22 protein-coding genes are annotated in these 26,524 nt (G+C 59.9%); 9 read left to right on the plus strand and 13 right to left on the minus strand.

Annotated features, from left to right (window positions below; all coding sequences use genetic code 11):
- The first annotated feature begins 156 nt into the window (after positions 1-156).
- The 6 genes from ACA065_RS05950 to ACA065_RS05975 all read left to right on the plus strand — a co-directional run bounded on the left by ACA065_RS05950 (position 157) and on the right by ACA065_RS05975 (position 7,502).
- Entirely contained in the window at positions 157-858 is a 702-nt protein-coding gene (locus ACA065_RS05950) for an MtnX-like HAD-IB family phosphatase (RefSeq protein WP_497693712.1), read from the plus strand.
- Entirely contained in the window at positions 851-2,245 is a 1,395-nt protein-coding gene (locus tag ACA065_RS05955) for an aspartate aminotransferase family protein (RefSeq protein ID WP_110624423.1), read from the plus strand. The genes ACA065_RS05950 and ACA065_RS05955 overlap by 8 nt, the downstream gene beginning before the upstream one ends.
- Positions 2,242-3,135, plus strand: a complete 894-nt coding sequence (locus ACA065_RS05960) for an alpha/beta hydrolase (RefSeq protein ID WP_497693713.1) — start codon at positions 2,242-2,244, stop codon at positions 3,133-3,135. The genes ACA065_RS05955 and ACA065_RS05960 overlap by 4 nt, the downstream gene beginning before the upstream one ends.
- Before the next feature lie 77 nt (positions 3,136-3,212).
- Complete coding sequence (locus tag ACA065_RS05965) at positions 3,213-4,337, plus strand: GNAT family N-acetyltransferase (protein WP_497693714.1); 1,125 nt, start codon at positions 3,213-3,215, stop codon at positions 4,335-4,337.
- Entirely contained in the window at positions 4,337-6,115 is a 1,779-nt protein-coding gene (locus tag ACA065_RS05970) for a sensor histidine kinase (protein WP_497693715.1), read from the plus strand. The genes ACA065_RS05965 and ACA065_RS05970 overlap by 1 nt, the downstream gene beginning before the upstream one ends.
- Positions 6,105-7,502, plus strand: coding sequence for a sigma-54-dependent transcriptional regulator (locus ACA065_RS05975; protein WP_497693716.1), 1,398 nt, complete (start codon positions 6,105-6,107; stop codon positions 7,500-7,502). Before ACA065_RS05970 ends, ACA065_RS05975 begins: the two co-directional genes overlap by 11 nt.
- A gap of 153 nt (positions 7,503-7,655) precedes the next feature.
- Here ACA065_RS05975 and ACA065_RS05980 read toward each other — a convergent pair whose 3' ends face one another.
- The 11 genes from ACA065_RS05980 to ACA065_RS06030 all read right to left on the minus strand — a co-directional run bounded on the left by ACA065_RS05980 (position 7,656) and on the right by ACA065_RS06030 (position 20,174).
- Complete coding sequence (locus ACA065_RS05980; protein WP_497693717.1) at positions 7,656-7,994, minus strand: GlpM family protein; 339 nt, start codon at positions 7,992-7,994, stop codon at positions 7,656-7,658.
- Complete coding sequence (gene aauR / locus ACA065_RS05985; RefSeq protein ID WP_497695309.1) at positions 7,994-9,274, minus strand: two-component response regulator AauR; 1,281 nt, start codon at positions 9,272-9,274, stop codon at positions 7,994-7,996. The genes ACA065_RS05980 and aauR overlap by 1 nt, the downstream gene beginning before the upstream one ends.
- Before the next feature lie 65 nt (positions 9,275-9,339).
- Complete coding sequence (gene aauS, locus ACA065_RS05990; RefSeq protein WP_497693718.1) at positions 9,340-11,241, minus strand: two-component sensor histidine kinase AauS; 1,902 nt, start codon at positions 11,239-11,241, stop codon at positions 9,340-9,342.
- Positions 11,242-11,469: 228 nt separating this feature from the next.
- A complete protein-coding gene (locus ACA065_RS05995; RefSeq protein WP_010170183.1) occupies positions 11,470-12,204 on the minus strand; it encodes an amino acid ABC transporter ATP-binding protein in 735 nt (244 codons plus the stop codon).
- On the minus strand, positions 12,201-12,872 hold the full coding sequence (locus ACA065_RS06000) for an amino acid ABC transporter permease (protein ID WP_497693719.1): 672 nt from the start codon (positions 12,870-12,872) through the stop codon (positions 12,201-12,203). The genes ACA065_RS05995 and ACA065_RS06000 overlap by 4 nt, the downstream gene beginning before the upstream one ends.
- On the minus strand, positions 12,872-13,618 hold the full coding sequence (locus tag ACA065_RS06005) for an amino acid ABC transporter permease (RefSeq protein ID WP_003208731.1): 747 nt from the start codon (positions 13,616-13,618) through the stop codon (positions 12,872-12,874). Before ACA065_RS06005 ends, ACA065_RS06000 begins: the two co-directional genes overlap by 1 nt.
- Positions 13,619-13,812: 194 nt before the next feature.
- Positions 13,813-14,739 (minus strand): glutamate/aspartate ABC transporter substrate-binding protein, encoded by a 927-nt coding sequence (locus tag ACA065_RS06010; protein WP_497693720.1) that lies wholly within the window; start codon positions 14,737-14,739, stop codon positions 13,813-13,815.
- 316 nt (positions 14,740-15,055) lie between these two features.
- Positions 15,056-16,594, minus strand: coding sequence for a glycerol-3-phosphate dehydrogenase (glpD, locus tag ACA065_RS06015; RefSeq protein WP_497693721.1), 1,539 nt, complete (start codon positions 16,592-16,594; stop codon positions 15,056-15,058).
- A gap of 287 nt (positions 16,595-16,881) precedes the next feature.
- A complete protein-coding gene (locus ACA065_RS06020) occupies positions 16,882-17,637 on the minus strand; it encodes a DeoR/GlpR family transcriptional regulator (RefSeq protein WP_034118315.1) in 756 nt (251 codons plus the stop codon).
- A 95-nt stretch (positions 17,638-17,732) separates the two neighbouring features.
- On the minus strand, positions 17,733-19,238 hold the full coding sequence (gene glpK / locus ACA065_RS06025; protein ID WP_497693722.1) for a glycerol kinase GlpK: 1,506 nt from the start codon (positions 19,236-19,238) through the stop codon (positions 17,733-17,735).
- A gap of 81 nt (positions 19,239-19,319) precedes the next feature.
- Positions 19,320-20,174 carry an MIP/aquaporin family protein gene (locus ACA065_RS06030; RefSeq protein WP_497693723.1) on the minus strand — a complete coding sequence of 285 codons (855 nt, stop codon included), beginning with the start codon at positions 20,172-20,174 and terminating at the stop codon, positions 19,320-19,322.
- Positions 20,175-20,500: 326 nt separating this feature from the next.
- Here ACA065_RS06030 and ybaK point away from each other — a divergent pair, with 326 nt between their 5' ends.
- Positions 20,501-20,971, plus strand: coding sequence for a Cys-tRNA(Pro) deacylase (gene ybaK / locus ACA065_RS06035; protein WP_497693724.1), 471 nt, complete (start codon positions 20,501-20,503; stop codon positions 20,969-20,971).
- A 143-nt stretch (positions 20,972-21,114) separates the two neighbouring features.
- On the opposite strand, the gene ACA065_RS06040 is transcribed toward ybaK, so the two are convergent.
- Positions 21,115-22,224, minus strand: a complete 1,110-nt coding sequence (locus ACA065_RS06040) for an ABC transporter ATP-binding protein (RefSeq protein WP_497693725.1) — start codon at positions 22,222-22,224, stop codon at positions 21,115-21,117.
- Positions 22,221-23,141 (minus strand): ornithine carbamoyltransferase, encoded by a 921-nt coding sequence (gene argF, locus ACA065_RS06045; RefSeq protein WP_497693726.1) that lies wholly within the window; start codon positions 23,139-23,141, stop codon positions 22,221-22,223. Before argF ends, ACA065_RS06040 begins: the two co-directional genes overlap by 4 nt.
- A gap of 434 nt (positions 23,142-23,575) precedes the next feature.
- Between argF and ACA065_RS06050 the strand changes: the two genes are divergently transcribed.
- Together ACA065_RS06050 and grxD are read left to right on the plus strand one after the other, a co-directional pair.
- Positions 23,576-25,684 (plus strand): molybdopterin oxidoreductase family protein, encoded by a 2,109-nt coding sequence (locus ACA065_RS06050; protein ID WP_497693727.1) that lies wholly within the window; start codon positions 23,576-23,578, stop codon positions 25,682-25,684.
- Between the two features lie 84 nt (positions 25,685-25,768).
- Positions 25,769-26,107, plus strand: a complete 339-nt coding sequence (gene grxD / locus ACA065_RS06055; protein ID WP_497693728.1) for a Grx4 family monothiol glutaredoxin — start codon at positions 25,769-25,771, stop codon at positions 26,105-26,107.
- Positions 26,108-26,524 lie beyond the last annotated feature (417 nt).

The raw sequence follows: 26,524 nt of genomic DNA on the forward strand, positions 1-26,524 counted from the left end.
ACAAAAATTGTAGCTCCTTCGACACAAATCACCCTGCGTATCGACCAAAGCCCCAGCCCCGCTGGGCTTTAACCCGTTGGCACAGTCCCTGCTATATCCCGGTAGCAAGCGCATTCAGCGCGCTCCTCTTCAAGCCCTCCAACTCAAGGACAGGCAATGATCCAGTGGCATATCGTGTGTGACTTTGACGGGACCATCACCCCCACCGACGTCATCGACAACGTCCTCCAACGCTTCGCCGGCCCCGAGTGGGAAACCATCGAACAGGAATGGCTGGATGGGCATATCGGTTCACGCGAATGCCTGAGCCGCCAACTGGCGCTGATCAAGGCGACCCCGGCTGAACTGCTGGCGTACTTTGACAGCGTCGAGATCGACCCGGACTTCCCGGACTTTGTCGATCACGTCATGGGCCTTGGCGCGACCATTGAAGTGGTCAGCGACGGCATCGAACAGGGCATCGCGCGCATCCTGTCGCGCAACTACGTGACCTTGTTGCCGATCCTCGCCAACCGCTTGCGCCAGGTCGACCAGAACAGCTGGCGCATCGACTTCCCGTATTCCAGCGATGCCTGCCGCGCCGCTTCCGGCAACTGCAAGTGCAAATCCACCCCGCGCAACAAGCGCGTGCTGGTGATCGGCGACGGCAAGTCCGACATGTGCGTGGCCTCCACCGCAGACTTCGTCTTCGCCAAAGGCAGCCTCGCCAAGTACTGCGAAGCCAACCACATTCCTCATGCGCGCTTCGACACCTTTGCCGAACTGCCCGCATTGCTGGCCAAGCTGCCGCAAGGCATCGCCGCCAACGCCACCACCTTTACTGCTGCTGACAATCAGGAACTCTTCCACCATGTCTGATATCCGTATCGCCACCGCCGAAGACCAGATCCTTCTGGATAAAGAAGCCAAGTACTGCTCTTACGGCGACACCGTTCACTACATCGAGCCGCCGCGTATTTTCAGCCGTTGCGAAGGCTCCTACGTGTGGGACACCGAAGACCAGGCCTACCTCGACCTGCAAATGTGGTACTCGGCCGTTAACTTCGGCTACGCCAACCCACGCCTGAACAACGCGCTGAAACAGCAGATCGACACCCTGCCGCAAATCGCCAGCCAGTACCTGCACAAAGGCAAGATCGAGCTGTCGGAAATGATCGCGGTCGACGCCAAGAAGAAATTCGGCCTCGACGGTCGTGTGCACTTCAACGTCGGCGGTTCGCAGTCCATCGAAGACTCGTTGAAAGTGGTGCGTAACGCCTCCAACGGCAAGAGCCTGATGTTTGCTTTCGAAGGCGGCTACCACGGCCGTACCCTCGGCGCCTCGTCGATTACGTCAAGCTTCCGCTACCGTCGCCGCTACGGCCACTTTGGCGAACGCGCCAACTTCATCCCGTTCCCGTACCACTTCCGTGGCCCAAAAGGCATGACCAAAGAAGAGTACGGCAGCCAATGCGTGCAGCAGTTCGCCCGATTGTTCGAGACTGAATACAACGGCGTCTGGGACCCGAAAACCAACCAGTGCGAATACGCAGCTTTCTACGTCGAGCCAATCCAGGGCACCGGCGGCTACGTGATCCCACCGATGAACTTCTACCGCGAACTCAAGCACGTGCTGGACCAGCACGGCATCTTGATGGTGTCGGACGAAATCCAGATGGGCTTCTACCGTACTGGCAAGCTATGGTCGATCGAACACTTCGACGTGCAACCGGACGTAATCGTCTTCGGCAAGGCACTGACCAACGGCCTCAACCCACTGGGCGGCATCTGGGCCCGTGAGGAACTGATCAACCCGAAGATCTTCCCACCAGGTTCGACCCACTCCACCTTCGCCTCCAACCCACTGGGTACGGCGGTAGGTTTGGAAATGTTCAAGATGACCAGCGAAGTCGACTACGGCGCAATGGTCATGGCCAAGGGCAAATACTTCCTGGAAGGCCTGCAAGACCTGCAGAAACGTTTCCCGATCATCGGCGACGTCGACGGCCTGGGCCTGGCGCTGCGCTGCGAAATCTGCGGCCCGGATGGTTTCACCCCGGACAAGGCGACCCTGGACTACATGGTCGAAGAAGGCATGAAGGGCGACATGGTTGTGGATGGCCAGAAACTCGGCTTGATCCTCGACGTGGGCGGCTACTACAAAAACGTGATCACCCTGGCTCCGTCGCTGGAAATCAGCTACCCGGAAATCGACCTGGGCTTGAAGCTGCTCGAGCAACTGCTGGTGCGAGCGACTAAGCGGTGAGCCACGTGGGGATCGACCTCGGCGAAGGTGATGCCGGCTTCGTTCTCGGTGAAGGTCCGGTCGGGATCCTGTTGATCCACGGCCTGACCGGCACCCCGACGGAATTGCGTCAGGTCGCCAAAGGCCTGGCCAAGGCGGGTAACTGCACGGTGTATGTGCCCACCCTGGCCGGCCATTGCGGCGATAACAGTGACCTGCAGGCCACCGGCTGGCTGGACTGGTACGAAGGCGTGCGCAAGACCTTCGCACAGGTCAAGCAACGCCACGAGCAGGTGTTTGTCGGTGGCTTGTCCATGGGCGCGGTGATGTCGATGTACGTGGCCGCCGAGCACCCAGGCCAAGTCGCCGGGCTGTTGATGTATTCCACCACCTTGAAGTACGACGGCTGGAGCATTAACAAGCTGGCGTTCCTGACGCCGCTGTTGATGAAGATTCCATTCGGCGTGCACATCTGCCGCTTCGAAGAGAAGCCGCCTTACGGCATCAAGAACGAGCGCCTGCGGGCCATCGTCGAGCGCCAGATGAAGGAAGGGGAGAGCAGCGAGGCCGGTTTGTTGACCATGGAGGGCATTACGGTGCGCGAGTTGCACCGCATGAACGCCGTGGTCAAGAAACGCATGCCCGAGGTCAAGGTGCCGGCGCTGGTGTTGCACTCCATTGAGGACGACATCACCAGCCGCTGGAACGCTGACTATGTGGAACGCCACTTGGGCGGCCCGGTGACCAAGATCCTGCTGGACAACTGCTACCACATGATCACCGTCGACCTGCAATACCGTCGTGTGATCGAGTTGAGCGCAGAGTTTGTCGAGCAACACACGATCTTCAAACCAACACAGGTCAATGTGGGAGCTGGCTTGCCTGCGATTGCATCACTGCGGTCTGCCTGACAGATCCGGGAGTCTGTATCGCAGGCAAGCCAGCTCCCACAATTGATCGGATCTCGCCATATAAGTAAGGGAAGTATGTGATCACCGCCCAAGCCTTCTCGACCATCCGGGCCATCCCGCGCAGTGCCTGGAACGACTGTTTTCCCGGAGCGCTGGAGGATTGGGATTTTTACGTCGCCGTGGAAAACGCCGCCATCGATGATTTCAAATGGCGTTACCTGGCGGTCTACGAAGATGAAACGCTGGTGGCGGTCGCCGCCGCGTTCATCACCTATTATCGTCTCGACACCACGGTGTCGGGCGCCGGCAAGCGCTTTAGCGAGCGCCTGGAGCGACTGTGGCCGGGTGTTTTACGCTTGCAGCTGTATGCCATTGGCTCGCCGATAGCTGAGCGCTGTGACGCGGGGGTCTCCAGTCGCGTGCCTGAGGACCGGCGCCCGCTGTTGCTCAAGCATTTGCTTAACGCCGCACGTCAGGACGCCAATAAACTTGGCATCGGCCTGGTGGCGGTCAAGGATGTACCCACCAAAGACCCGCATTGGGCGGCCAGCTGCCTTGCCGCCGGGTTCCAGAGCATGCCGAGCTTGCCCAGCGGTTTGTTGGCAGTGCCTTACGGTTCGGTCGACGCCTACCTGGGCTCGTTGTGCAAATCGACCCGCAAGGACCTGCGCCGTAAACTGCGCGCACCGGGCCCGCGGGTGCAATGGCGGCATAACATCGATGACGTGCTGCCTGACGTGATGCGCCTGTACGAGGCGACGCTCAGCCGCGCCGACTTGCAATTCGAACGCCTGCCGGCCAGTTTCTTCACCGAGGTCCTTGAACGGCTTGAAGGGCGTGCAGTCTGTGTTTTGTATTGGGTGGACGAGCGTCTGGTGGCGTTCAACCTGATCCTGTTGGACCAGCACCGTTTGATCGACAAGTTTTTCGGGCATGACATGCAATTCAGCCGCGAGTACAGCTTGTACTTCAGGTATTGGCTGACCAATGTCGGCTATTGTATTGCGCACAATATTCCTGTGTACGAGTGCGGTCAGGAGGGGTATGCCAGTAAGCTGCGCCTGGGTTGCGAGTTCCGGGGTAACAGCATGTTCTTCCGTCACCGCAATCGGCTGGTCAATGGCCTGCTCAAACTCGTGAAAATGTACCTGAGACCGGATCGTTCCGACCCTGCCATGGCTGCTGCGATAAGCGAAACCTGATGATCACCAAAACCCGCCAGAAAGCCCGCCCCTTTGCCATTTCGCGCTGGAGCGTCCAGCGCAAGCTGGTGCTGGCGTTTTGGCTGGTCAGCGTTATTCCTACCATGATCGCCGCCGAGCTGGCGGCGACCACGTTGTCGCAGATTTTCGACAGTAACGTGCGCATTTGGCTGCAAGAGTCGACCAAGATCGTCAAGGACGAAATTGGCGATATCCTTCATGACAACGCGCGCATGGCCAAGCTGTTCCTGCGCTACACCGGCCCGCCTTCGAGCAGGCAGGCTGCCAAGCATGACCGGTTGACGGCCGATATTGCCGACGCCACCGACATCGACGTGGTCGCGTTGATTCGCGTGAGTGACCACAAAGTGGTGTTCAGCACGGCGTCCGACGATGTCGTCAAGCAGATCAACCTGACCAGCAACGCGGTGTTGCAAACCATCCAGGTGGCTGGCGTAAACACGGGCCTGGTGGTCTCGACGTTCGAAACCACTCAGGACGGCGTCGACTACCTGCTCTTGGTGGCCACTTACCTGGACAGCAGTTTCCTGACCAGCGTGGCTGATGTGCACTCCCTCGACTTGCGCCTGTACCTGGCCAATCCATCGGGCTTCAACGAGATATTCTCGACCCAGCGGTTCGAGAATCACCCGTCGCGCATCCCCAAGGATGTTGAGACGGCCATGCGCAGCACCAAGCAGCCGAGTGAGCAGTTCACCAACAACTACAGCGGGTTGTATTGGCCCATCTTCAATGACGCCGGCGACCTGCAAGGGGTGATCTTCAGCGGCCTGCTACGGCATACCAGCCTGGTCGGGCTGGTGAACCAGAGTAACCTGTTCGTGCTGATATTCCTGCTCAGCTCAGCATTGTCCTTGGGCGCCGGGGTGCTGGTGTCGCGGCGCCTGACCAAGCCTTTGCGGGACCTGTCCCAAGGGGTGGACGCGGTCATTTCCGGCAATTATGAACACCGTGTATTGGTCACCGGCGGCGATGAGCTGGCGCAGTTGAGCAGCACCTTCAACCACATGACCGAGCGCCTGGGCGAGTTGCATCACCTCGAGGCCCAGCTACGCCGTCGCGATCGGCTGCACGCCCTGGGCGAAGTTGCCATGGGCCTGGCCCATGAAATTCGCAACCCGTTGGGCATCATCAAGACGGCCACCCAACTGTTGCACCGTCGTGTCGACCTGCCGGAAACCGACAAGCGCCATCTGGAATACGTGATCAGCGAGGTCAGCCGCATCAACGACCTGATCACCGAGTTTCTCGATTTTGCCAAACCCAACCCGCCGCTGCGGGTGTTGCAGGCGGCGCGCCCGCTGGTGGACGAAATTCTCGGCTTTTGCAGCCCGGAGCTGTCGACGCATAACATTGATGCGCAAATCGACGATCAGGCGCCCGGCGCGACGATCTATGCCGATGCCAAGCAGCTCAAGCAGGCTTGCCTCAACCTGATTCTCAACGCCATTGACGCGATGCCCGAAGGCGGCCGCCTGACATTGGGCATTCGCAGCGTCGACGGCAACACGATGATCAGCATCGCCGACACCGGCCAAGGCATTGCGGCGGATATGATCGAGCGGATCTTCACGCCGTTCGTCACCACCAAGGCCTCAGGCACGGGCCTGGGCCTGGCCAAAGTCTATTCGATCATGGAAAGTCACGACGGCAGCATTGAATGTGCCAGTGACAAAGATGCCGGCGCCACCTTCAGCCTGTACATTCCGGCCCATGGTGAGGACGACGGCGACGATGAGGAAGGTCATGACGCATAACGTATTGGTAGTCGACGATGAGCCCAAGCTCTGCGACTTGCTGTCGTCGGCCTTGAGCCAGAACGGCATTCAGGTATTCACCGCAAGCAACGGCCTGCACGCGCTCAAAGTGCTGGAGCAGGAAGACATCGACCTGGTGATCAGCGACTGGCGCATGCCAGGCATGGACGGGCCGGCGTTGCTGGCCGAGATCAAGGTACGCTTCCCCCAGTTGCCGGTGATCGTGATGACCGCCTACAGCACGGTAAAAAATGCCGTGCAGTCAATGCGCAATGGCGCCTACGACTACATCGCCAAGCCGTTCGACATTGATGAACTGGACATCACCGTGGCCAAGGCCCTGCAGTTTCGCGACATCATGCGCGACAACGCGCGGCTGCGTGCCGAGCTGGACCACCACGCGCAGTTCGACAGCCTGGTGGGCGACAGCCCGGCGTTTCGCCAGGTATTGCACGCCATTGACTCGGTGCGTGACAGCAGTGCAACCATCCTGCTGACCGGCGAAAGCGGCACCGGCAAGGAAATGGTTGCCCGTGCCATCCACAAGCATGGCAGCCGCGCCGACAAGCCTTTCGTGGCGGTCAACTGCGCGGCCATCCCGGAAGGCTTGCTGGAAAGCGAGATGTTCGGCCACCGCAAAGGCGCCTTCACCGGCGCCGTGGCAGATCGGGTCGGGCGCTTTATGCAAGCCGACAAAGGCACGCTGTTCCTGGATGAAGTGGGTGATATGCCCCTGGCGCTGCAGGCCAAGATTCTGCGCGCGTTGCAGGAGCGAGTAATCGAGCCGGTGGGCGACCCGCGCGAGCGCAAGGTGGACGTGCGAGTGATCGCGGCTACCAACAAAAACCTGCTGGATGCGGTGGCCAATAAAGAGTTTCGCGAAGACCTGTACTACCGCCTCAACGTGTTCCCGATCCCGTTGCCGGCCCTGCGCGAACGCTCTGAAGATATCGTGCCCCTGGCCCGGCACTTCGCCCAGACCCTGAGCGCCACCGCCGGCAAACGCATCACCGGCTTCAGCCCCGAGGCGTTGCAGGCCATGGCGGCCTACAGCTGGCCGGGGAATATTCGTGAACTGCAGAATTGCGTGGAGCGCGCGACCATCGTGGCGGCGTCGCCTGTGATCGAAGACATCGACCTGCCGGGGTATCTGTTTGCGTCCAGGCCTGCTGAAGAGGGCGTCACGACGCTGCTCGGCGACAACCCCAGCGTGCCTGCGGACCTGGACGCGGCACTGGCGGAAGTCGAGAAAACCTACATCTTGGCGGCGTTGAATGAGAGTAACGGCGTGCAGGCCGCAGCGGCGGCGAAGATCGGGATTTCCGAGAGGAGCTTTTGGTATCGGTTGAAGAAGTTGGGGATTCAGGTCGACAAGATCGTGCGTTGAGATGGTTAACCCAATACTCAAGACATCGCCGATCAAATGTGGGAGCGGGCTTGCTCGCGAAGACGGTGTGTCAGCCAATACATGTGCTGACTGAACCACTGCTTTCGCGAGCAAGCCCGCTCCCACATTTTTGATCGAGGTGTGGCAGGAGTGTCAGGCGTGTAAGCGTACCCACACACTCACCAACACTGTCGCCGCCATCAACCACGCCACGGCCGCCACGGCGAGTGAGGCTTCCAGGCGCATCCGGTCGACCATCACATACAGCGTCGCCAAATACACAAAGTACGGAATGATCGACCACATCCCAAACACGATGGTGGTCTTAAGGTCCTCCACCGAACGGCCCTTGCCGACGATGTAATGCGCAATCAACGCAAAGGTCGGAAACAGCGGCACCAGCCCGGCAATGTAATAATTTTTGGTCTTGGCCAGCGCGGCCAGGATCAACACCACCGCCGCGCCGAGGGCTGCCTTGAAGAATAGATCCATCAGTGACTCAACCCATATTTCTTGACCTTGTCGAACAGGGTGGTCTTGGCCATCCCCAGTTCCTGGCTGGCCTGGGTCAGGTTGCCACCGCTGCGTTGCAGGGCGTCGTTGAGCAGGTTGCGCTCGAAGGCTTCCACCGCTTCGGTAAAGGCCAGGCCATGGTTGACGTTGCCGTTGCCGCTTTTCTTGAAGGCGGGCAAGCCCAGGGCAAAACGCTCGGCAACGTTGCGCAGTTCACGCACGTTGCCTGGCCAGTCATGGCTCATCAGGGTTGAAACGGTCTGGTTGTCCAGCTCCGGCACGGTGCGGTCGAAACGTAGCGACGACTGCTGCAGGAAGTGTTCGAACAACTGCAGGATGTCTTCGCGACGTTCGCGCAGCGGCGGCAGTTCCAGGGTGACCACGTTGAGGCGGTAGTAAAGGTCGCTGCGAAATTGGCTGGCACGGCTCAGTTCGTCGAGGTCGGACTTGGTGGCGGCGATCACCCGGCAATCCACCGCCACGCTCTGGTTAGAGCCCAGGCGCTCCAAGGTGCGTTCCTGCAATACTCGCAGCAATTTGATCTGCAGGTTGATCGGCATGCTTTCCACTTCATCGAGAAACAGCGTGCCTTCGTGGGCATGCTCGATCTTGCCGATGCGCCGTTTGCCGGCGCCGGTAAAGGCGTTGGCTTCGTGACCGAAAATCTCGCTTTCAAACAGGTTCTCCGGCAGGCCACCGCAGTTCAAGGCAACGAACTGATGGGAGTGGCGGCGGCTGAAATCATGCAGGCAGCGCGCGACCAGTTCCTTGCCGGTGCCGGTTTCGCCTTCGATCAGCACGTTGGCCGAGGTGTCGGCGACGTTGGCGATCAGTTCGCGCAGGTTTTGCATGGCCGGCGAACGGCCGATGATGCGGCCTTCCAGCGAGTCACGCTCAGCCAACTGGCGGCGCAGCGACCACACTTCGCGCGCCAAGCCACGTTGCTCCAGGGCGCGACGCGCCACGTCGACCAGGCGCTCGGGGGAGAAGGGTTTTTCCATGAAATCGTAGGCGCCATTGCGCATGGCGCCGACCGCCATCGAAATATCGCCATGCCCGGTAATCAGCACCACCGGCAGGCTTTTATCCAGCGCTTTGAGGCGGGTCAACAGCTCCAGGCCATCAATGCCCGGCAGGCGAATATCGCTGATGACGATGCCGGCAAAGTTCTCGCCGATGCGCTTGAGTGCCTCCTCGGCGCTGCCCACGCCCACGCTGTGGATGTCTTCCAGCGCCAGGGCTTGCTGGCAGCCGAGCAGTACATGGGGGTCGTCTTCGACGATCAGAACGGTCAGGTCGTCTTTAGGGGCTGTAGCGTCTGTATTCATGTCGACTCAGCTTTTTGAGTGCCCACCAACGGCAGGCACAAGACAAAGGCCGTACCACCACTGGCCGGGTGTTCCACGGCAAGGTTGCCGCCGGTGGCCGCCGCGAGGCTGGCGGAAAGCGTCAGGCCAAGGCCCAGGCCTTGTTCGCCGGGTTTGGTGGTGAAAAACGGTTCGAATAGGTGTTTGCGGGTTTCGGGATCAATGCCATGGCCGTTATCGCGCACGTGCAGGCGATACTTGCCCTCAAACACGTGGCCGTCCAGCCACAGCTCGGGCGCCGGCTGCGCCTGCATCGCGTCGAGGGCGTTGCCGATCAGGTTGACCAGAATCTGCTCCAGGCGCGTCTGGTCGATCTGCAATTGGGCGTTGGCGAAGTCGCGGTGCACGGTCAACGGCAGGCCGTCCAAACGTGCGCCGAGTACCTGGAACGCCGCGTCCACGGCTTTAGCGAGGTTGGCTTCGCCCTGGTCATCGCCGCGCCGGGCGAAGGAGCGCAGGCTGGCGGTGATGCGGCCCATGCGGTCGATCAGTTCGTTGATGGTCTTGAGGTTGGCGCTGGCGGTGTCGAGGGCGCCACGCTCAAGGAACCGCACGGTGTTGCCCGACAGCGTGCGCAATGCCGCCAGCGGCTGGTTCAATTCATGCGCGATGCTGGTCGACATCTGGCCGATGGCGGCGAGCTTGCCGGCCTGCACCAGTTCATCCTGGGCGCGGCGCAAGGTTTCTTCAGCCTGGCGCCGTTCACGGATCTGCCCCTTGAGCCGTTCATTGCTGGCGCGCAGGTCGGCGGTGCGTTCGGCAATCCGACGCTCCAGCTGGCTGTTGGCTTCCTGCAAGGCTTCCCGCGCGGCGAGGCGCGTGGCGATGACCTTGCGCCGCTCGTTCCAGGCGATCAGCAAAAACGCGACCAGGCCAAACGCGACGGCGACCAGGATGCCCTGGTTGATCGCAGCGCGGCGCAAGTCGTTGAGCGGAGTGAGCAGGGTGAAATTCCACGGTGTGTCGTTGAGCGGACGGGTCTGGGCGAGGTAGCTGACCTCATGCTCGTCGTTGACCACTTCACTGTTGGCCGGGAAGGTCAGCTTTTCAGTGCCTTCATTGAGGCGTTCGCGGGCCAGCGGCTCCAGCTCGTTCAGCGTGGCCCAGTAATATTGCAGGCTGTGGGCCAGGCGTTCCTTGGTGTCATCGCTCAGCGGCCGCACGGCCTTGAGGCGGCGGGCGGGGTCACTGGAGAGGATGATGATGCCGTTCTCGTCGCTCACGAAGGCTTCGAGACGCGCGCGTTGCCAGCGTTCTTCCAAGGCTTCGAGGCGCACTTTGACCACCGCGACGCCGATGATCTTGCCGTGCTCTTCCAGGCCATGGGCCAGGTAGTAGCCGGGCTCGCCGTTGGTGCTGCCGATGCCATAGAAGCGCCCCGGCTGGCCGCGTACGGCATTCTGGAAATAGGCCCGGAAGGACAGGTCTTCACCCTGGTAACTGTCGGCATCGCGCCAGTTACTGGTGGCCAGCACGCGGCCGGTGGTGTCCATCACGTAGATGGCCCGACTGCGACTGCGCCGGTTCAGGCCTTCAAGGTAATCATTGACGGTTTTGCGGGTTTCCTGGCTCGGGTCAGCCAGCAGCGTGGAAACGCTGGACTCCAGTTCCAGAAGGCTTGGCAGATAAGTGTATTTGCTGAGTTCGCTTTCGACAGTGCGCGCATGCAGCTCCAACTGGCGTTCGCCGTTGTCGCTGAGGGTGCGGATGTCGTAGTACTCACTGACCCAGAAGCCGATATAACCCAAGCCGATCATCAGGGCGATGATCAACGGCGGCAGGAACAGTTGGCGAATCAGACGAGGTTTCACGGCAAGTGATGGCGGTGCGGCGCGAAATTGGTTGGGGTCGCATTTCATCACAGATGCCTTGGGTCAGCTACCAATGTGAATACAGGGTTTTTTGGCAAGGAGTGCTCAGTGTGGCGAGGGAGCTTGCTCCCGGTGGGCTGCGTAGCAGCCCCAAAACTGACGACTGTAATTTCTCATGGGAAAAATGCGTCGCTTGTTTTGGGGCCGCTTCGCGCCCCAGCGGGAGCAAGCTCCCTCGCCACAAAAAGCCCCTCAGCGGTTCTGTATTCAACGTACTTAGTGCTGCAGGATTTTCTCAAGGAAGTGCTGCGCGCGTTCGGAGCGGGCGCTGATGTCGCCGAAGAACTCCTCTTTCGGGCAGTCTTCGATGATCTTGCCGGCGTCCATGAAGATCACGCGGTCAGCCACTTTGCGGGCGAAGCCCATTTCGTGGGTCACGCACATCATGGTCATGCCTTCGTGGGCCAGTTGCACCATCACGTCGAGCACTTCGTTGACCATTTCCGGGTCCAGCGCCGAGGTCGGTTCGTCGAACAGCATGACGATCGGGTCCATGGCCAGGGCGCGGGCGATCGCTACACGTTGTTGCTGGCCGCCGGACAGCTGGCCCGGGTGCTTGTGGGCGTGTGCCGACAGGCCTACGCGCTCAAGCAGTTGCAGGCCTTTTTTGGTGGCTTCTTCCTTGCTGCGGCCGAGCACCTTGATCTGCGCGATGGTCAGGTTTTCGGTGATGGTCAGGTGCGGGAACAGCTCGAAGTGCTGGAACACCATGCCCACGCGCGAACGCAGTTTCGGCAGGTTGGTCTTCGGGTCGGCGATGGACGTGCCATCCACCACCACGTCGCCCTTCTGGAACGGTTCCAGTGCGTTGACGCACTTGATCAAGGTGGATTTACCCGAGCCGGACGGCCCGCACACCACGATCACTTCGCCTTTTTTAACCTCGGTGCTGCAATCGGTCAGCACCTGGAAGTCGCCATACCACTTGTTGATGTTCTTGATAGAGATCATACGGCAAACCTTTTTTGCAGACGCTTGACCAGCAGCGAGGCGGAAAAGCTGATGATGAAGTAGACGACACCGGCGAAGATCAGGAACTCATTGGAGCGGCCAATGATGTCGCCGTTGGAGCGGGCGGAGTTGAGGAAGTCCACCAGGCCCACGGTGTAAACCAGCGAGGTGTCCTGGAACAGGATGATCGACTGTTGCAGCAGCAACGGGGTCATCTTGCGGAACGCCTGGGGCAGGATGATCAGACGCATGGTCTGGCCATAGGTCATGCCCATCGCTTGTGCGGCGGCCATCTGACCTTTGGGGATCGACTGCACGCCGGCCCGCACGATTTCACAGAAGTACGCAGCTTCGAACATCATGAAGGCCACGACGCAGGAGGTGAACGCACCGATCGGAGTGTCTTCGCCGGTAATCCAGCGCAACACGAACGGCACCGCCAGGTAGAACCAGGTGATCACCAACAGCAGTGGGATCGAGCGGAAGTAGTTCACATAAGCGCCGGCCAGGCGCGACAGCAGTTTGTTGGACGACAGGCGCATCAGTGCCAGGACCGTACCCAACGCGATGCCGCCGATCACACCCATGACCATCAACTGCAAGGTCATGACCATGCCGTTCCACAGGCCCGGGATGGCGGGGATGATGCCGCTGAAATCGAAGTCCATTATTTACCCCCCACGGAGATCAGGCCGGGCACCGCGACTTTCTTCTCGACCACGCGCATCAGCAACATCAGGCTCATGTTCAGGGTGAAGTAGATCAGCGTGGCCAGGGTGAAGGCTTCAAACAGGTTGGCCGAGAACTCGGCAGTCTGTTTGGTTTGCGCCAGCAACTCCATCAAACCGATCAAGGACGCCACGGAGGAGTTCTTGAACACGTTGAGGAATTCCGAGGTAAGCGGCGGAATAATGATGCGGTAGGCCTGTGGCAGCAGCACGTTCCAGTAGATCTGCGGCAGCTTGAAACCCATGGCGCGTGCCGCGGACTCCTGGCCACGTGGCAGCGCCTGGATACCGGTACGCACTTGTTCACACACACGGGCGGCGGTGAACAGGCCCAGGCACACGACAACGCTCAGGTAAGCCGAGGTGGTCGGGTTGAGGTCTTGTTTGTACCAGTCCTGCAGGTTTTGCGGCAGCAAGTCGGGTATCAGGAAATACCAGATAAACAGCTGAACCAGCAGCGGCACATTACGAAACAGTTCCACGTAGCAGGTCGCAATGCCCGATACGATGCGGTTTGGCACGGTACGCATGACCCCCAGAATGGAGCCAAGCAACAAGGCGATAATCCATGCCACGACAGCGATGGCAATGGTCCAGCCCAAACCGGCGATGTACCAGTCGAGATAAGTCTCGCTGCCCACGCCAGTGGACTTGAAGAACACGCCCCAGTCCCAGTTGTAATTCATTAGGGTCTCCCCTCGAGATCGATCGATATACAAGCACCCGCTTGGGGAAGATCCTTTCCCGCCTGACGTTGAACGCCAGGCACACGCGATCGGCTCGAAAACCGCCAGGTCGAGTGTTCCAAATTAAAGCCCGCAGGTAGTAACAGACGCCTGAGGGAGCGTTGGCCCCCTCAGGAGATAAGCTTAGTCAGGTATCAGATTTTTACGTCAGGCGCTGGTTTGTCGCTTGGGTTAGCGATCAGCTCCTTAACCTTTTCGCTCATCGGGAAGTTCAGGTTCAGGCCTTTTGGTGGAATCGGGCTCTCGAACCACTTGCTGTAGATCTTGTTGATTTCGCCGGATTTGTACAGGCCGACAATGGCGTCATCCACGGCTTTCTTGAAGGCTGGGTCGTTTTTACGAACCATGCATGCGTAGGCTTCAAAGGACTGCGGAGTACCGGTGATGACCCAGTCGTCCGGCTTCTTGGCCTTGGCTTCTTCGCCTGCCAGCAGGGCGTCGTCCATCATGAAGGCGACGGCGCGGCCGCTTTCCAGCATCTGGAAGGATTCGCCGTGGTCTTTGGCGGAGATGACGTTCATGCCCATTTGCTTGTCGGCGTTCATCGCCTTGATGATGCGCTCGGACGTGGTGCCGGCGGTGGTCACCACGTTTTTGCCTTTCAGGTCGGCAAAGTCAGCGTAGGACGGCTTGCCATCCTTGTCTTTCTTGACCAGCAGGCGGGTGCCGATTTCGAACATGTTGACGGTGAAATCAACTTGTTGGGCGCGTTCGGCGTTATTGGTGGTGGAGCCGCACTCGATATCCGCGGTGCCGTTCTGGATCAGCGGGATACGGGTTTGCGAGGTGACCAGGTTGTACTTGACCTTCAGATCGGGTTTGTTCAGGTCTTTTTTCAGGGCTTCAACGATGGCCAGTTGAATGTCGTGGGAGTAGCCCACTGGTTTGCCCGAGCCATCCGCGATGTAGGAAAACGGAATGGAGCTGTCGCGGTGAGCGAGAGTGATGGTGCCGGAGTCGTTGATTTTCTTCAGTGTGCCGGTGAGTTCGGCGGCGAAAACTGGAGTGCTGATCAGAGCAGCAGCGATAGCTGTGCCCAGGATATGGGGAACGATGCGCATCAATACTTCCTCGACATTTGTTTTTTTTATGAAGCCGGCTAAAACGGCTCTCTTGTACAGCGAATGCCCGTGACGGCTCCTGAAGCGTCTCAGGCAATCGTCAGGGAGTGTAGAGCATGAGTCGTGCCATACCAGGAATAAAAGCTTATCTAGTTGATTTATATGAATATTAACTTTGTATTACAGGCGGTTTGTAACGCAAAGGTCCGGCAAACCGAATCGAGAAGGGAATGCCGTTCGGAAAACCGAATGGCGGCGGCGCTATAAAAAAGCCCCTGAACCTTACGGTGCAGGGGCTTTTTGTGAGGCTTGACTGTCAGGCCGCTTCAATCTTTGCGCGGTTCTGCTCAACCTTGGACAGGTAACGCTGCACGTTGTCCTGTTCCTCTGGCGTGGTGAACAGGCCGAGTTTGGTGCGGCGCCACAGCACGTCCTGCGGTTGCGTCGCCCATTCTTCGGCACACAGGTAATCGACTTCGCGGGTGTACAGGCCGCCACCCAGGTGGTCGCCCAGGTCGGCCAGCGATTGCACACCTTCCAGCAGGCGCCAGGTACGGCTGCCGTAAGTGGTGGACCAACGGCGTGCGATCTCGCTTGGCACCCAGTCGAACTTGGCGCGAATCGCCTCGGCCAGGGCTTCTGGCGTGCTCATGTTTTCGCCGCCAGGCAGGCTGGCCGTGGCGGTCCAGCTTGGGCGCATCTGCGTGAAGTAAGGCGCCAGCTGCGCCATCGCCGACTCGGCGAGTTTGCGATAGGTGGTCAGCTTACCGCCGAACACCGACAGGATCGGCGCCTCGCCGGTGCCGCCAGACAGCGACAGGGTGTAGTCGCGGGTGATGGCTGAAGGGTTGTCCGACTCGTCGTTGCACAACGGGCGCACGCCGGAATAGGTGTGCACGATGTCGTCGCGGCTCAACTGCTTCTTGAAGTGGGCATTCACCACTTGGAGCATGTAGTCGGTTTCACCTTCGGTGATCGCAACTGCAGCCGGGTCACCGGTGTATTCGCGGTCGGTGGTGCCGATGATGGTCAGGTGGTTCAGGTACGGAATGGTGAAGACGATGCGCTGGTCTTCGTTCTGCAGGATGTGCGCGTGGGCGCCTTCGTACAGCTTTGGCACGATCAAGTGGCTGCCCTGGATCAGGCGGATGCCGTACGGCGAATCCAGCTTCAGGTCTTCCTTGATGAACTTGGCGACCCACGGGCCGGCAGCGTTTACCAGTGCACGGGCGCGGATCGAGAACAGGCTGCCATCGGCGCGTTCCATGTTCATTTCCCACATGCCGTTGCTGCGGTGCGCGCTGATGCAACGGGTCTGGGTGTGGATGTGCGCGCCTTTTTCGCGGGCGGCCATGGCATTCAGTACCACCAGGCGGGCATCGTCGACCCAGCAGTCGGAGTACTCGAAGCCTTTGGTGATTTCGCTTTTCAACGGGCTGTCCGGGCCGAACTTGAGGCTTTTCGAACCGGCGAGTTTTTCGCGCTTGCCCAAGTGGTCATACAGGAACAGGCCGGCGCGGATCATCCACGCAGGGCGCAGGTGCGGGCGGTGCGGCAGCACGAAGCGCATCTGCTTGACGATGTGCGGAGCCTTGTCCAGCAGCACTTCACGTTCGGCCAGAGCTTCGCGCACCAGGCGGAATTCGTAATGTTCGAGGTACCGCAGGCCACCGTGGATCAGCTTGCTGCTGGCGGAGGAGGTGTGGCTGGCCAAGTCGTCCTTTTCGCAAAGGAATACCGACAAACCGCGACCGGCTGCGTCTGCTGCAATGCCGACGCCATTGATCCCGCCACCGATTACGGCAACGTCATAGACTTCGGCAAGCGGTGGGGCAGGCAAGGTGGAAGGGTTCATCGGCTAGCCTCGCGATCTTTTTTGTCTTGGAATTCGAACATTAATGTTCATTTGCGAAAATGGTAGCTGATAATCGCGCGCACAGCCACCCGACTTCGATTGAAAAAACTCATCGAAGCGGCGAGAAAGGAAAATTTGCGAACATGGGCTTGGGGAAGGCTTGAGGAAAAGGGTGTTCGTTGAATCGCCTTCGCGAGCAAGCCCGCTCCCACATTCGACCGCATTCTCATGCTGGAACTCGGTTAAATGTGGGAGCGGGCTTGCTCGCGAAGGCGTCAGTGCAGACGCTATACGACTTCCAGGCGAACTTTATGGTCATTCAACAACTGCACCAGCGCCGGCACCGGTTGCTGATCGGTCACCAAACAGTCCACCAAGCTGATCGGCCCCAAACGAATCATGGCATTGCGCCCGAATTTGCTCGAGTCCGCCGCCAGGATCACTTGGCGCGCGTTAGCGATAATCGCCTGGGAAACCCGCACTTCCTGGTAATCGAAATCCAACAGGCTGCCGTCTTCGTCGATGCCACTGATGCCCACCAGCGCAAAGTCGACCTTGAACTGGTTGATGAAGTCGACACTGGCTTGGCCAACCACACCGCCATCACGGCGCACATTACCGCCGGTCAGCAGTACATCGAAGTCGTCCTTGGCACTGAGCATGGTGGCGACATTGAGGTTGTTGGTGATGATTTTCAGGTGGTTGTGATTCAGCAGCGCACGCGCGATGGATTCGGTGGTGGTGCCGATATTGATGAACAGCGAGGCGTGATCAGGAATTTGCGCAGCGATGGCTTCGCCGATGCGTTGTTTTTCATCACGCATCTGGTCGGCACGCATGGCGTACGCGGTGTTCTCGACACTGGAGTCATAGGCCGCGCCGCCGTGGTAGCGGCGCAGCAGATTGGCGTCCGCCAGCTGGTTGATATCGCGGCGGATGGTTTGCGGGGTGACTACGAATAGCTGCGCCATCTCCTCGATACTGACGTAGCCGCGTTCGCGGACCAGTTCGAGGATTTGTTGCTGGCGGGGAGGCAGATTCATGGGGCGTCCTTTGGGCTGCCATACAAAAGTGGCCCATGATGACGCAGCACGCGGCTCCCCGCCAGTTACAACCCTATGTGGGTCCGGCGGTTGGCTTATTCAGCGCCTTCGTGCGGTTCCCAGTCACGGGTGCGGCTCACCGCTTTTTGCCAGCCGGCGTAGAGTTTCTCTTTGGCGGTTTCGTCCAGCGTTGGTTCGAACTCGCGCTCGATCACCGCCTTGCCGCGCAACTCGTCCAGGCTGCCCCAGAAACCACAGGCCAGGCCCGCCAGGTAGGCGGCACCGAGTGCGGTAGTCTCGCGCATTTGCGGGCGCTCGACTCGGGTGCCGAGGATGTCGGCCTGGAACTGCATCAGGAAGTTGTTCGCCACCGCACCACCGTCCACGCGCAGGGCTTTAAGGCGTTCGCCCGAGTCCTGTTGCATGGCGTCCAGCACGTCGCGAGTCTGGTAGGCAATCGACTCCAGGGCTGCACGAATAATGTGATCCACGCGTACGCCACGGGTCAGGCCGAACAGCGCGCCACGCGCGTACGGGTCCCAGTACGGAGCGCCCAGGCCGGTGAAGGCCGGCACCAGGTACACGCCGTTGCTGTCCTTGACCTTGCCGGCGAAGTATTCAGTGTCGGTGGCGTCGGCGATGATCTTGAGCTCGTCACGCAGCCATTGCACGGTGGAACCACCGTTGAACACCGCGCCTTCCAGGGCGTAGGCCACTTCGCCGCGTGGGCCGCAGGCGATGGTGGTGAGCATGCCGTGCTTGGATTTAACCGCTTTGTCGCCGGTGTTCATCAGCAGGAAGCAGCCGGTGCCGTAGGTGTTCTTGGCCTGGCCGGCTTCCACGCACATCTGGCCGAACAGGGCGGCTTGCTGGTCACCGGCGATGCCGCCGATGGCAATGCCGCTTTTGGTGCGGCCGTAAATCTCCGAGGACGACTTCACTTCCGGCAGCATTTCGCGCGGCACGTCCAGAATCTCCAGCATCTTCGCATCCCACTCCAAGGTGTGGATGTTGAAGAGCATGGTGCGCGAGGCGTTGGTGTAGTCGGTGACGTGGGTTTTGCCGCCGGTAAATTTCCAGATCAGCCAGCTGTCGATGGTGCCGAACAGCAGTTCGCCGTTGCGCGCACGCTCGCGGCTGCCTTCGACGTTGTCGAGGATCCACTTGAGCTTGGTGCCCGAGAAGTACGGGTCGGTGACCAGGCCGGTGGTGTCATTGATGTATTGCTCGTGGCCGTCGCGCTTGAGCTGCTGGCAGATCTCGGTGCTGCGGCGGCATTGCCAGACGATTGCGTTGTAGATCGGGCGGCCGGTGATCTTGTCCCAGACCACGGTGGTTTCACGCTGGTTAGTGATACCGATGGCGGCGACTTGGTCATGGTGCAGGCCGGCTTGTGCCAGGGCCTCGACCATCACCGCGCTCTGGGTGGCGAAGATTTCCATCGGGTCATGTTCGACCCAGCCGGCTTGCGGGTAATGCTGAGTGAACTCGCGCTGGGCGGTGCAAACCACGTTGGCGTCACGGTCGAAAATGATCGCCCGCGAACTGGTGGTGCCCTGATCAAGGGCAATGATGTAGTTCTTATTCTGAATGTCGGTCATGTCGATTGCCTTAGACGGAAAATAAGGAAGTAAGGAATCAGCCTGGGCCGCAAAGGGGCAGTGCGGACCAGGCCGGCGCTATCAGGAAATACGCGTCTTGCCGTTGACAGCCGTGTCAGTTGTTTCATCTATAGCAGGTGCGGCGCTCGGCAGATGACGGGCAATCAGCCCGCGATAAGCCGCAGCACCGAGGCAGGCGCCGACAATCGGCGCGAAAATCGGTATCAGGAAGTAAGGAATATCGCGACCGCCCGTAAAGGCCATTTCACCCCAGCCGGCGAAAAAGGTCATCAGCTTGGGCCCGAAATCCCGCGCCGGGTTCATCGCAAAACCGGTCAGTGGGCCCATGGCGCTGCCAATTACAGCGATCAACAGGCCGATCAGCAGCGGGGCCAACGGGCCGCGTGGCAGGCCATTGTTGTCGTCGGTGAGGGCCATGATCACGCCCATCAAGATGGCGGTGATGACCATTTCCACCAGGAACGCCTGAGCCGTGCTCAACAGTGCATGCGGGTAGGTGGAGAACACCGACGCCAACTCCAGGCTGGCCTGTGAGCCGCGAACCATGTGATGGGTTTGTTCGTAATCGAAAAAAAGATTGCTGTACAGCGTGTACACCAAGGCGGCCGAGCAGAAGGCGCCGGCGACTTGAGCAAGGATGTAGAAGGGCAGTTTGCGCTTTTCGAAATCGGCAAAAATGCACAGGGCGATACTCACCGCCGGGTTGAGGTGAGCCCCGGAAATACCGGCGCTCAGGTAGATCGCCATACTCACGCCGATCCCCCAGATGATACTGATTTCCCACAACCCAAAGCTGGCACCCGCGACCTTGAGCGCAGCGACACATCCTGTACCGAAGAAGATCAGAAGCGCAGTCCCCAGGAATTCGGCCATGCATTGGCTCGAAAGTGAGGGCTGTTGAAGAGCAGTTGTCATGGAAAACCTCAATTGTTGTTCTTGTTTGGCGCGCGGCCTCAACGGGCTGTTGCGCGATTTTCACCGTGGCGGGGATCCCCATCCCCGTCACGGCTTACTGCTGGAGTACTGCAGCTCTATTCCTACAGTATTCGGAAACGAAAAAATATAGACAAGAATGACGGCTGTCAAAGGTCGAAAGTGAACCATTGGTCATTTTCAAACTATTAGTCTGATGAATGATCACGCTTGCGCCAAGCTTCACTCATTTCAGGAGTGGCGCACTAGAGCGTTTTGCCTGCCCTTGGCCTAGAATTGGCCGTCTGTTTGCCACGCCCGGAGTAGCCATGACCCCCGCACTGGACCTGTTGAAAAAAGTTCGCGCCGAACATCACATCCACAGTTACGAACATGATCCGAAGGCGGCGTCCTATGGCCTGGAGGCCGCGGAAAAATTGGGGCTCGACCCGGCTCAAGTGTTCAAAACCTTGTTGGCCAGCAGTGAGAAAGGTGAATTGTTGGTGGCGGTGGTGCCGGTCGTCGGAAGTCTGGATTTAAAGGCGCTGGCTCACGCGGCAGGCGTAAAAAAAGTCGAGATGGCCGACCCGGCTGCGGCGCAACGCTCCACCGGTTATTTATTGGGCGGTATCAGCCCATTGGGGCAGAAGAAGCGTTTGCGCACGTTTATCGACGAGACGGCGCAGCCGTTCGCGACGATTTTTGTGAGTGCGGGGAGAAGGGGTTTGGAAGTTGAATTGCCGGCTGCGGTGTTGGCTGAGCATACCCAGGCCACATTCGCGCCGATTGGCCGGGCCTGAAACTCGCATTTTGAATGCGACGAGATCCAATGTGGGAGCGGGCTTGCTCGCGAAAACGGTGGTTCAGTAATAAATTCGTTAACTGACACTCCGCATTCGCGAGCAAGCCCGCTCCCACATTTTGATCTGGTTTCGTCAGTTACTCAGTTGGCGGGGCTGTAGCGCCTTACGCCGGAGTCGGCTTTAGGAATCTGCGCCGCAACGCTGCCCGAAGCCTGGAACAGCACCAGATGCTCAGCCGCCACCCGAATCCCCACGTCCACACCCACCTGGTGATCGGCATGACTGGGGAAGATCGACTCCAGCTGTGCACCCGTCGGCAGCTGCAGGCGGTACAAGGTCGAGGCGCCGAGGAAGGTCTTGCCGACGATGCGCGCTTTCAACGCGCTGTCCGGCGCATAAACGATGTCATCCGGGCGCAGCAACACATCCACCGCGCCGCCCGTGGGCCAGGTGTAGGCGCGGTTGCCGCGCAGCTCTCCCAGCTCGGTGCTGACCGATTCCGGTGAGCTCAACTGGCCGCGTATGAAATAGCCCTGGCCGATAAAGCTGGCGACATAAGGCGTTTGTGGCTCGTGATAGAGGTTGTAGGGCGTGTCCCATTGCTCAAGACGGCCTTCCTTGAAAACCCCCACCTGATCACTCACGGCGAAGGCTTCCTCCTGATCATGCGTCACCAGTATCGCGCTGGTGCCGCGTGTCTTGAGAATGTCGCGCACCTCGTGGCTGAGCTTGCGCCGCAGTTCCCCGTCGAGGTTGGAGAACGGTTCATCCAGCAGCAGCAGTTGTGGCTCCGGCGCCAGAGCGCGGGCGAGGGCGACACGTTGTTGCTGGCCACCGGAAAGCTCGTGGGGGAAGCGCTTGCCGAGGTTCTTCAGGTTGACCAGTTCCAGCAACTCAGCGACCACGCGGTCTTTTTGCGGGTGCTTGCGAATGCCGAAGGCGATATTGTCGGCCACGCTCAAGTGCGGAAACAGCGCGTAGTCCTGGAACACCATGCCGATCCGGCGTTTCTCCGGCGCGAGGGTGAACCCGGCGCTGGAAATCACTTCGCCGGCCAGGCTGATTTCGCCTTCGTGCACCGGCTCGAATCCGGCAATCGCACGCAAGGTGGTGGTTTTGCCGCAACCCGAAGAGCCCAGCAGGCAGCCGATGTCACCGGCGTTGAGGTGCAGGTTGAGGTTCTGCACCACGCGTTGATCTTGATAGCCGCATGCCAGATTGCGCAGGTTCAGCAGTAATGGCTGGCTCATGCGTGGTGGTACGCGGGGGCGATGAGGCGTTCGAGCAGCGCCTTTTGTGCGTGCAAGCGGTTTTCAGCCTGGTCCCAAGCGACCGAGCGCTTATCGTCGAGCAGGTCGAGGCTGATTTCTTCGCCACGGTGCGCGGGCAAGCAGTGCATGAACAGCACATCCGGCGCGGCCAGGTCGAGCAGCGCGCGGGTCACCTGGAACGGCGCGAACAGGGCCAGGCGTTTGGCGGTTTCTTCTTCCTGGCCCATGGAGGTCCAGACATCGGTGCTCACCAAATGGGCGCCAACCACAGCGTCACGTGGGTCACGCACAACGGTCACGCGACTACCGGCCTGTTCGAGGAAGCGCGCGTCAGGCTCGTAGCCTTCCGGGCACGCGATGCGCAGCTGGAAGTCGAACTGGATCGCCGCTTCTATATAGCTGTTGCACATGTTGTTGCCGTCGCCGATCCAGGCCACGGTCTTGCCTTGGATCGAACCGCGGTGCTCGAGAAAGGTTTGCATGTCGGCCAGCAACTGGCACGGGTGCAGGTCATCGGACAGGCCGTTGATCACCGGTACGCGCGAGTTGGCGGAAAATTCGGTCAGCGTGCTGTGGGCAAAGGTGCGGATCATCACCGCATCAAGCATGCTCGACATCACGATGGCGCTGTCGGCAATCGTCTCGCCACGGCCCAGTTGGGTATCGCGCGAGGACAGGAAGATGGCTTGGCCACCCAGCTGGATCATGCCGGCTTCGAAGGACACGCGGGTGCGCGTCGACGACTTCTCGAAAATCATCCCGAGCACACGGTTTTTCAAAGGCTCAAACAGTACGCCGCTGTTACGCAGGTCTTTAAGCTCAATGCCTCGACGGATCACGCTGACCAGCTCTTCGGGCGTGCAATCCATCAGGGAGAGAAAGTGCCTTGCGCTCATCATTAACTACCTTTTTGCAACAGACCGCAGATACTCAAAGCCTTGTTTATTGTGACAACGGGCGAGACCTGCGGCGAAAGCCGCACGGGGCGACGAAATAGGGGAAGGCGCGATCTTATAATTAAATGTCGCGTCTTACCAATAGGGCTACAGTTTTTAAGGGTGTTCAAGAAGGGCGCCGGAGCGCTTTTGAAGACTGATTCCTGACAGCAGCGGCCCATTTGTACACTGGCGCTGAGACCTTTTGCAATGTGTGGAGCCGCGCCCTGGCCAGCTTGTGTCGGTTTTGGAGGCGGTGGGCAGGTTCCTGAAACATTTGCTCACGCTTAGCCATGGCCTAGCCTGATGCCCGTCGATTCACGGCGCTGACGTTGCTGGTGCCTGCGCCGGTCGCGGCCCATAGTGAAGCCAAAGCCCTAATAAAGAGACTGGCCATGACCAAGACTCTCCACCACCGTGCCTGCCATCTGTGTGAAGCCATCTGCGGCCTGACCCTGGAAACCACTCAAGCCGATGACGGCAGCCTGGCGATCACCTCGATCAAGGGCGACGCGCTGGACACCTTCAGCCGTGGGCATATCTGCCCCAAGGCCGTGGCGCTGCAGGATATACAGAATGACCCGGACCGCCTGCACCAGCCCATGCTGCGGGTAGGCAGCGAATGGCAGCCGATTGCGTGGGACGAGGCGTTCACGTTGGTCGCCGAGCGATTGGCGGGCATTCAGGCGCGGCATGGGCAGAATTCGGTGGCGGTGTATCAGGGTAATCCCAGCGTGCACAACTATGGGCTGATGACTCACAGCAACTACTTCCTGGGGCAGTTGAAGACGCGCAATCGGTTTTCGGCAACCTCGGTGGACCAGTTGCCTCATCACCTCACCAGTTACCTGATGTATGGCCATGGCCTGTTGTTGCCGATCCCAGACATCGATCACACCGACTTCATGCTGATCCTGGGCGGCAACCCGCTGGCGTCCAATGGCAGCATCATGACCGTGCCTGACGTGGAGAAACGTCTCAAGGCCATCCAGGCCCGAGGCGGCAAGGTGGTGGTGGTCGACCCGCGTCGCAGCGAGACGGCGGCGATTGCCGATCAACATTTGTTTGTACGCCCTGGCGGCGACGCGGCGCTGCTGTTCGGCGTACTCAACACGCTGTTTACCGAGCACCTGACGCGCGACAGTCATTTGCAGGTTGAAGGCCTCGACGACGTGCGCCGCGCGATCGCCGGGTTTACCGCTGAAACCATGAGCCGCCAATGTGCGGTGCCTGCTGAGCAGATCCGCCAATTGGCACGCGATTTCGCCGCTGCGGACAAGGCGGTGTGTTATGGCCGCATGGGCGTATCTACCCAGGCGTTCGGCACCTTGTGCCATTGGCTGGTGCAGTTGATCAATCTGGTGACCGGCAACCTCGACCGGGTGGGCGGTGCGTTATGCACCAGCCCGGCGGTGGACCTGGTGGCCTCGACCGGCGGCGGGCATTTCAATCGCTGGCAGAGTCGTGTGTCCGGGCGCCCGGAATACGGCGGCGAATTGCCCGTCTCGGCCCTGGCTGAAGAAATGCTTACCGAAGGCGAAGGGCAAATCCGCGCCTTGGTGACCGTGGCCGGCAACCCCGTGCTGTCGACGCCCAATGGTCGCCAGTTGGAGCAAGCGCTGGATGGGCTGGAGTTCATGGTCAGCATCGACCTCTATATCAACGAGACCACGCGCTACGCCGACCTGATCCTGCCGTCGACGTCCGCGCTGGAAAACGACCATTACGACACCACTTTTAATATGTTCGCCGTGCGTAATGTCACCCGGTTCAATCGCGCGATACTGCCCAAGCCTGCGGGTGCGTTGCATGACTGGGAGATTTTTGTTGGCTTGGCCGAGGCTTTTGCAGCGCAGACGGGCGCCGTGCTTAAACCGACCATCGCGCCGGCGCAGATGATCGACTTAGGGCTGCGCGCCGGGGCTTACGGTGATGCCAGCGATCATAAGTTGTCGGTGGCTATGTTGGCCGACCATCCGCATGGCGTGGACTTGGGGCCGCTCAAGCCCAACCTTGGCGCACGCTTGAAAACCGCCAACGGCCAGGTGCAGGCGGCGCCGGCAGTGATCCTTGCGGACTTGGCGCGGTTCGCCTCGCAACCTGTGCCGCGGGTGGGCGAGCTGCTGCTGATCGGCCGTCGCCATGTGCGCAGCAATAATTCGTGGATGCATAACTATCACCGCCTGGTGAAGGGCAAGCCGCGCCATCAACTGCATATGCACCCTGATGACCTGGCCAGCCGACAGTTGAACGATGGGCAGCGGGTGCGTGTGAGTTCGCGCATCGGCATGATTGAAGTGGAAGTGGTGGCCAGCCTGGACATGATGCCCGGCGTGGTCAGCCTGCCCCATGGCTGGGGGCACGGCCGCCCGGGCGTGCAGATGAGCATCGCCAGCGGGCAGCCGGGGGCGAGCGCGAATGACCTGACCGACGAGCGGCAATTGGATGAATTGTCCGGTAACGCCGCGCTGAACGGCGTGCCGGTGCAGGTGGCCGCCGCATAAGGCCTGAGCACCGCGCTGGAATTTTGCGTTACAATGCGCCACCGTGCCGACCTGTGAGTCGCAAAGTTCCAGCCGAGGTGTTCCATGGATATCATCGAAACGATCAAAGAGCAGATTGCCAACAACACCATTCTGCTTTACATGAAGGGCGCCCCGAACGCTCCGCAGTGCGGTTTCTCCGCGAAGGCTTCCCAGGCCATCATGGCGTGTGGCGAGAAATTCGCTTACGTGGATATCCTGCAGAACCCGGAAATCCGCGCCAACCTGCCGAAGTACGCCAACTGGCCAACTTTCCCACAATTGTGGGTCGCCGGTGAGCTGGTCGGCGGTAGCGACATCATCACTGAGATGGCGGCTGATGGTTCGCTGCAAGCGCTGGTCAAAGAAGCTGCGGTAAACGCGGCAGCCAAGACTGACGCTTGATTCGATTGCAATAAAAAGCCCCGCTTCTCGAAAGAGAGCGGGGCTTTTTTATGTGCGCCAGGCATGGCGCGTTGCGCGAAGCGCAACCAGCTTGGCTGTGGTGGCCTCGCTGGTGACTTGGAGGTGAAAGTCCTCTACACACCCGGCAAGGGGAAGTGTTAGCCAGAGGCAAGGGTGTCGCGGGTGACTGCGAATCTGAAGGAAGCCCGAGGCAAAATGCTGGCCTGACGAACAGGAAGCGGATAGAGGCGGCGTAGCGGGGTAAGACGGCATAAATCGTTAAAGCCCAATACTTGCACGGAACGCTACGACGTATATCCGACAGGCATAAGCAGGAAGGTCGCGCGAATTACCCTGGGAGATCTGCAGGTTTGCCACTGTGCTACCGAGCGTCGAGAGGCGACGGGATGAACATGC

This window comes from Pseudomonas sp. LBUM1640 (assembly GCF_059716225.1).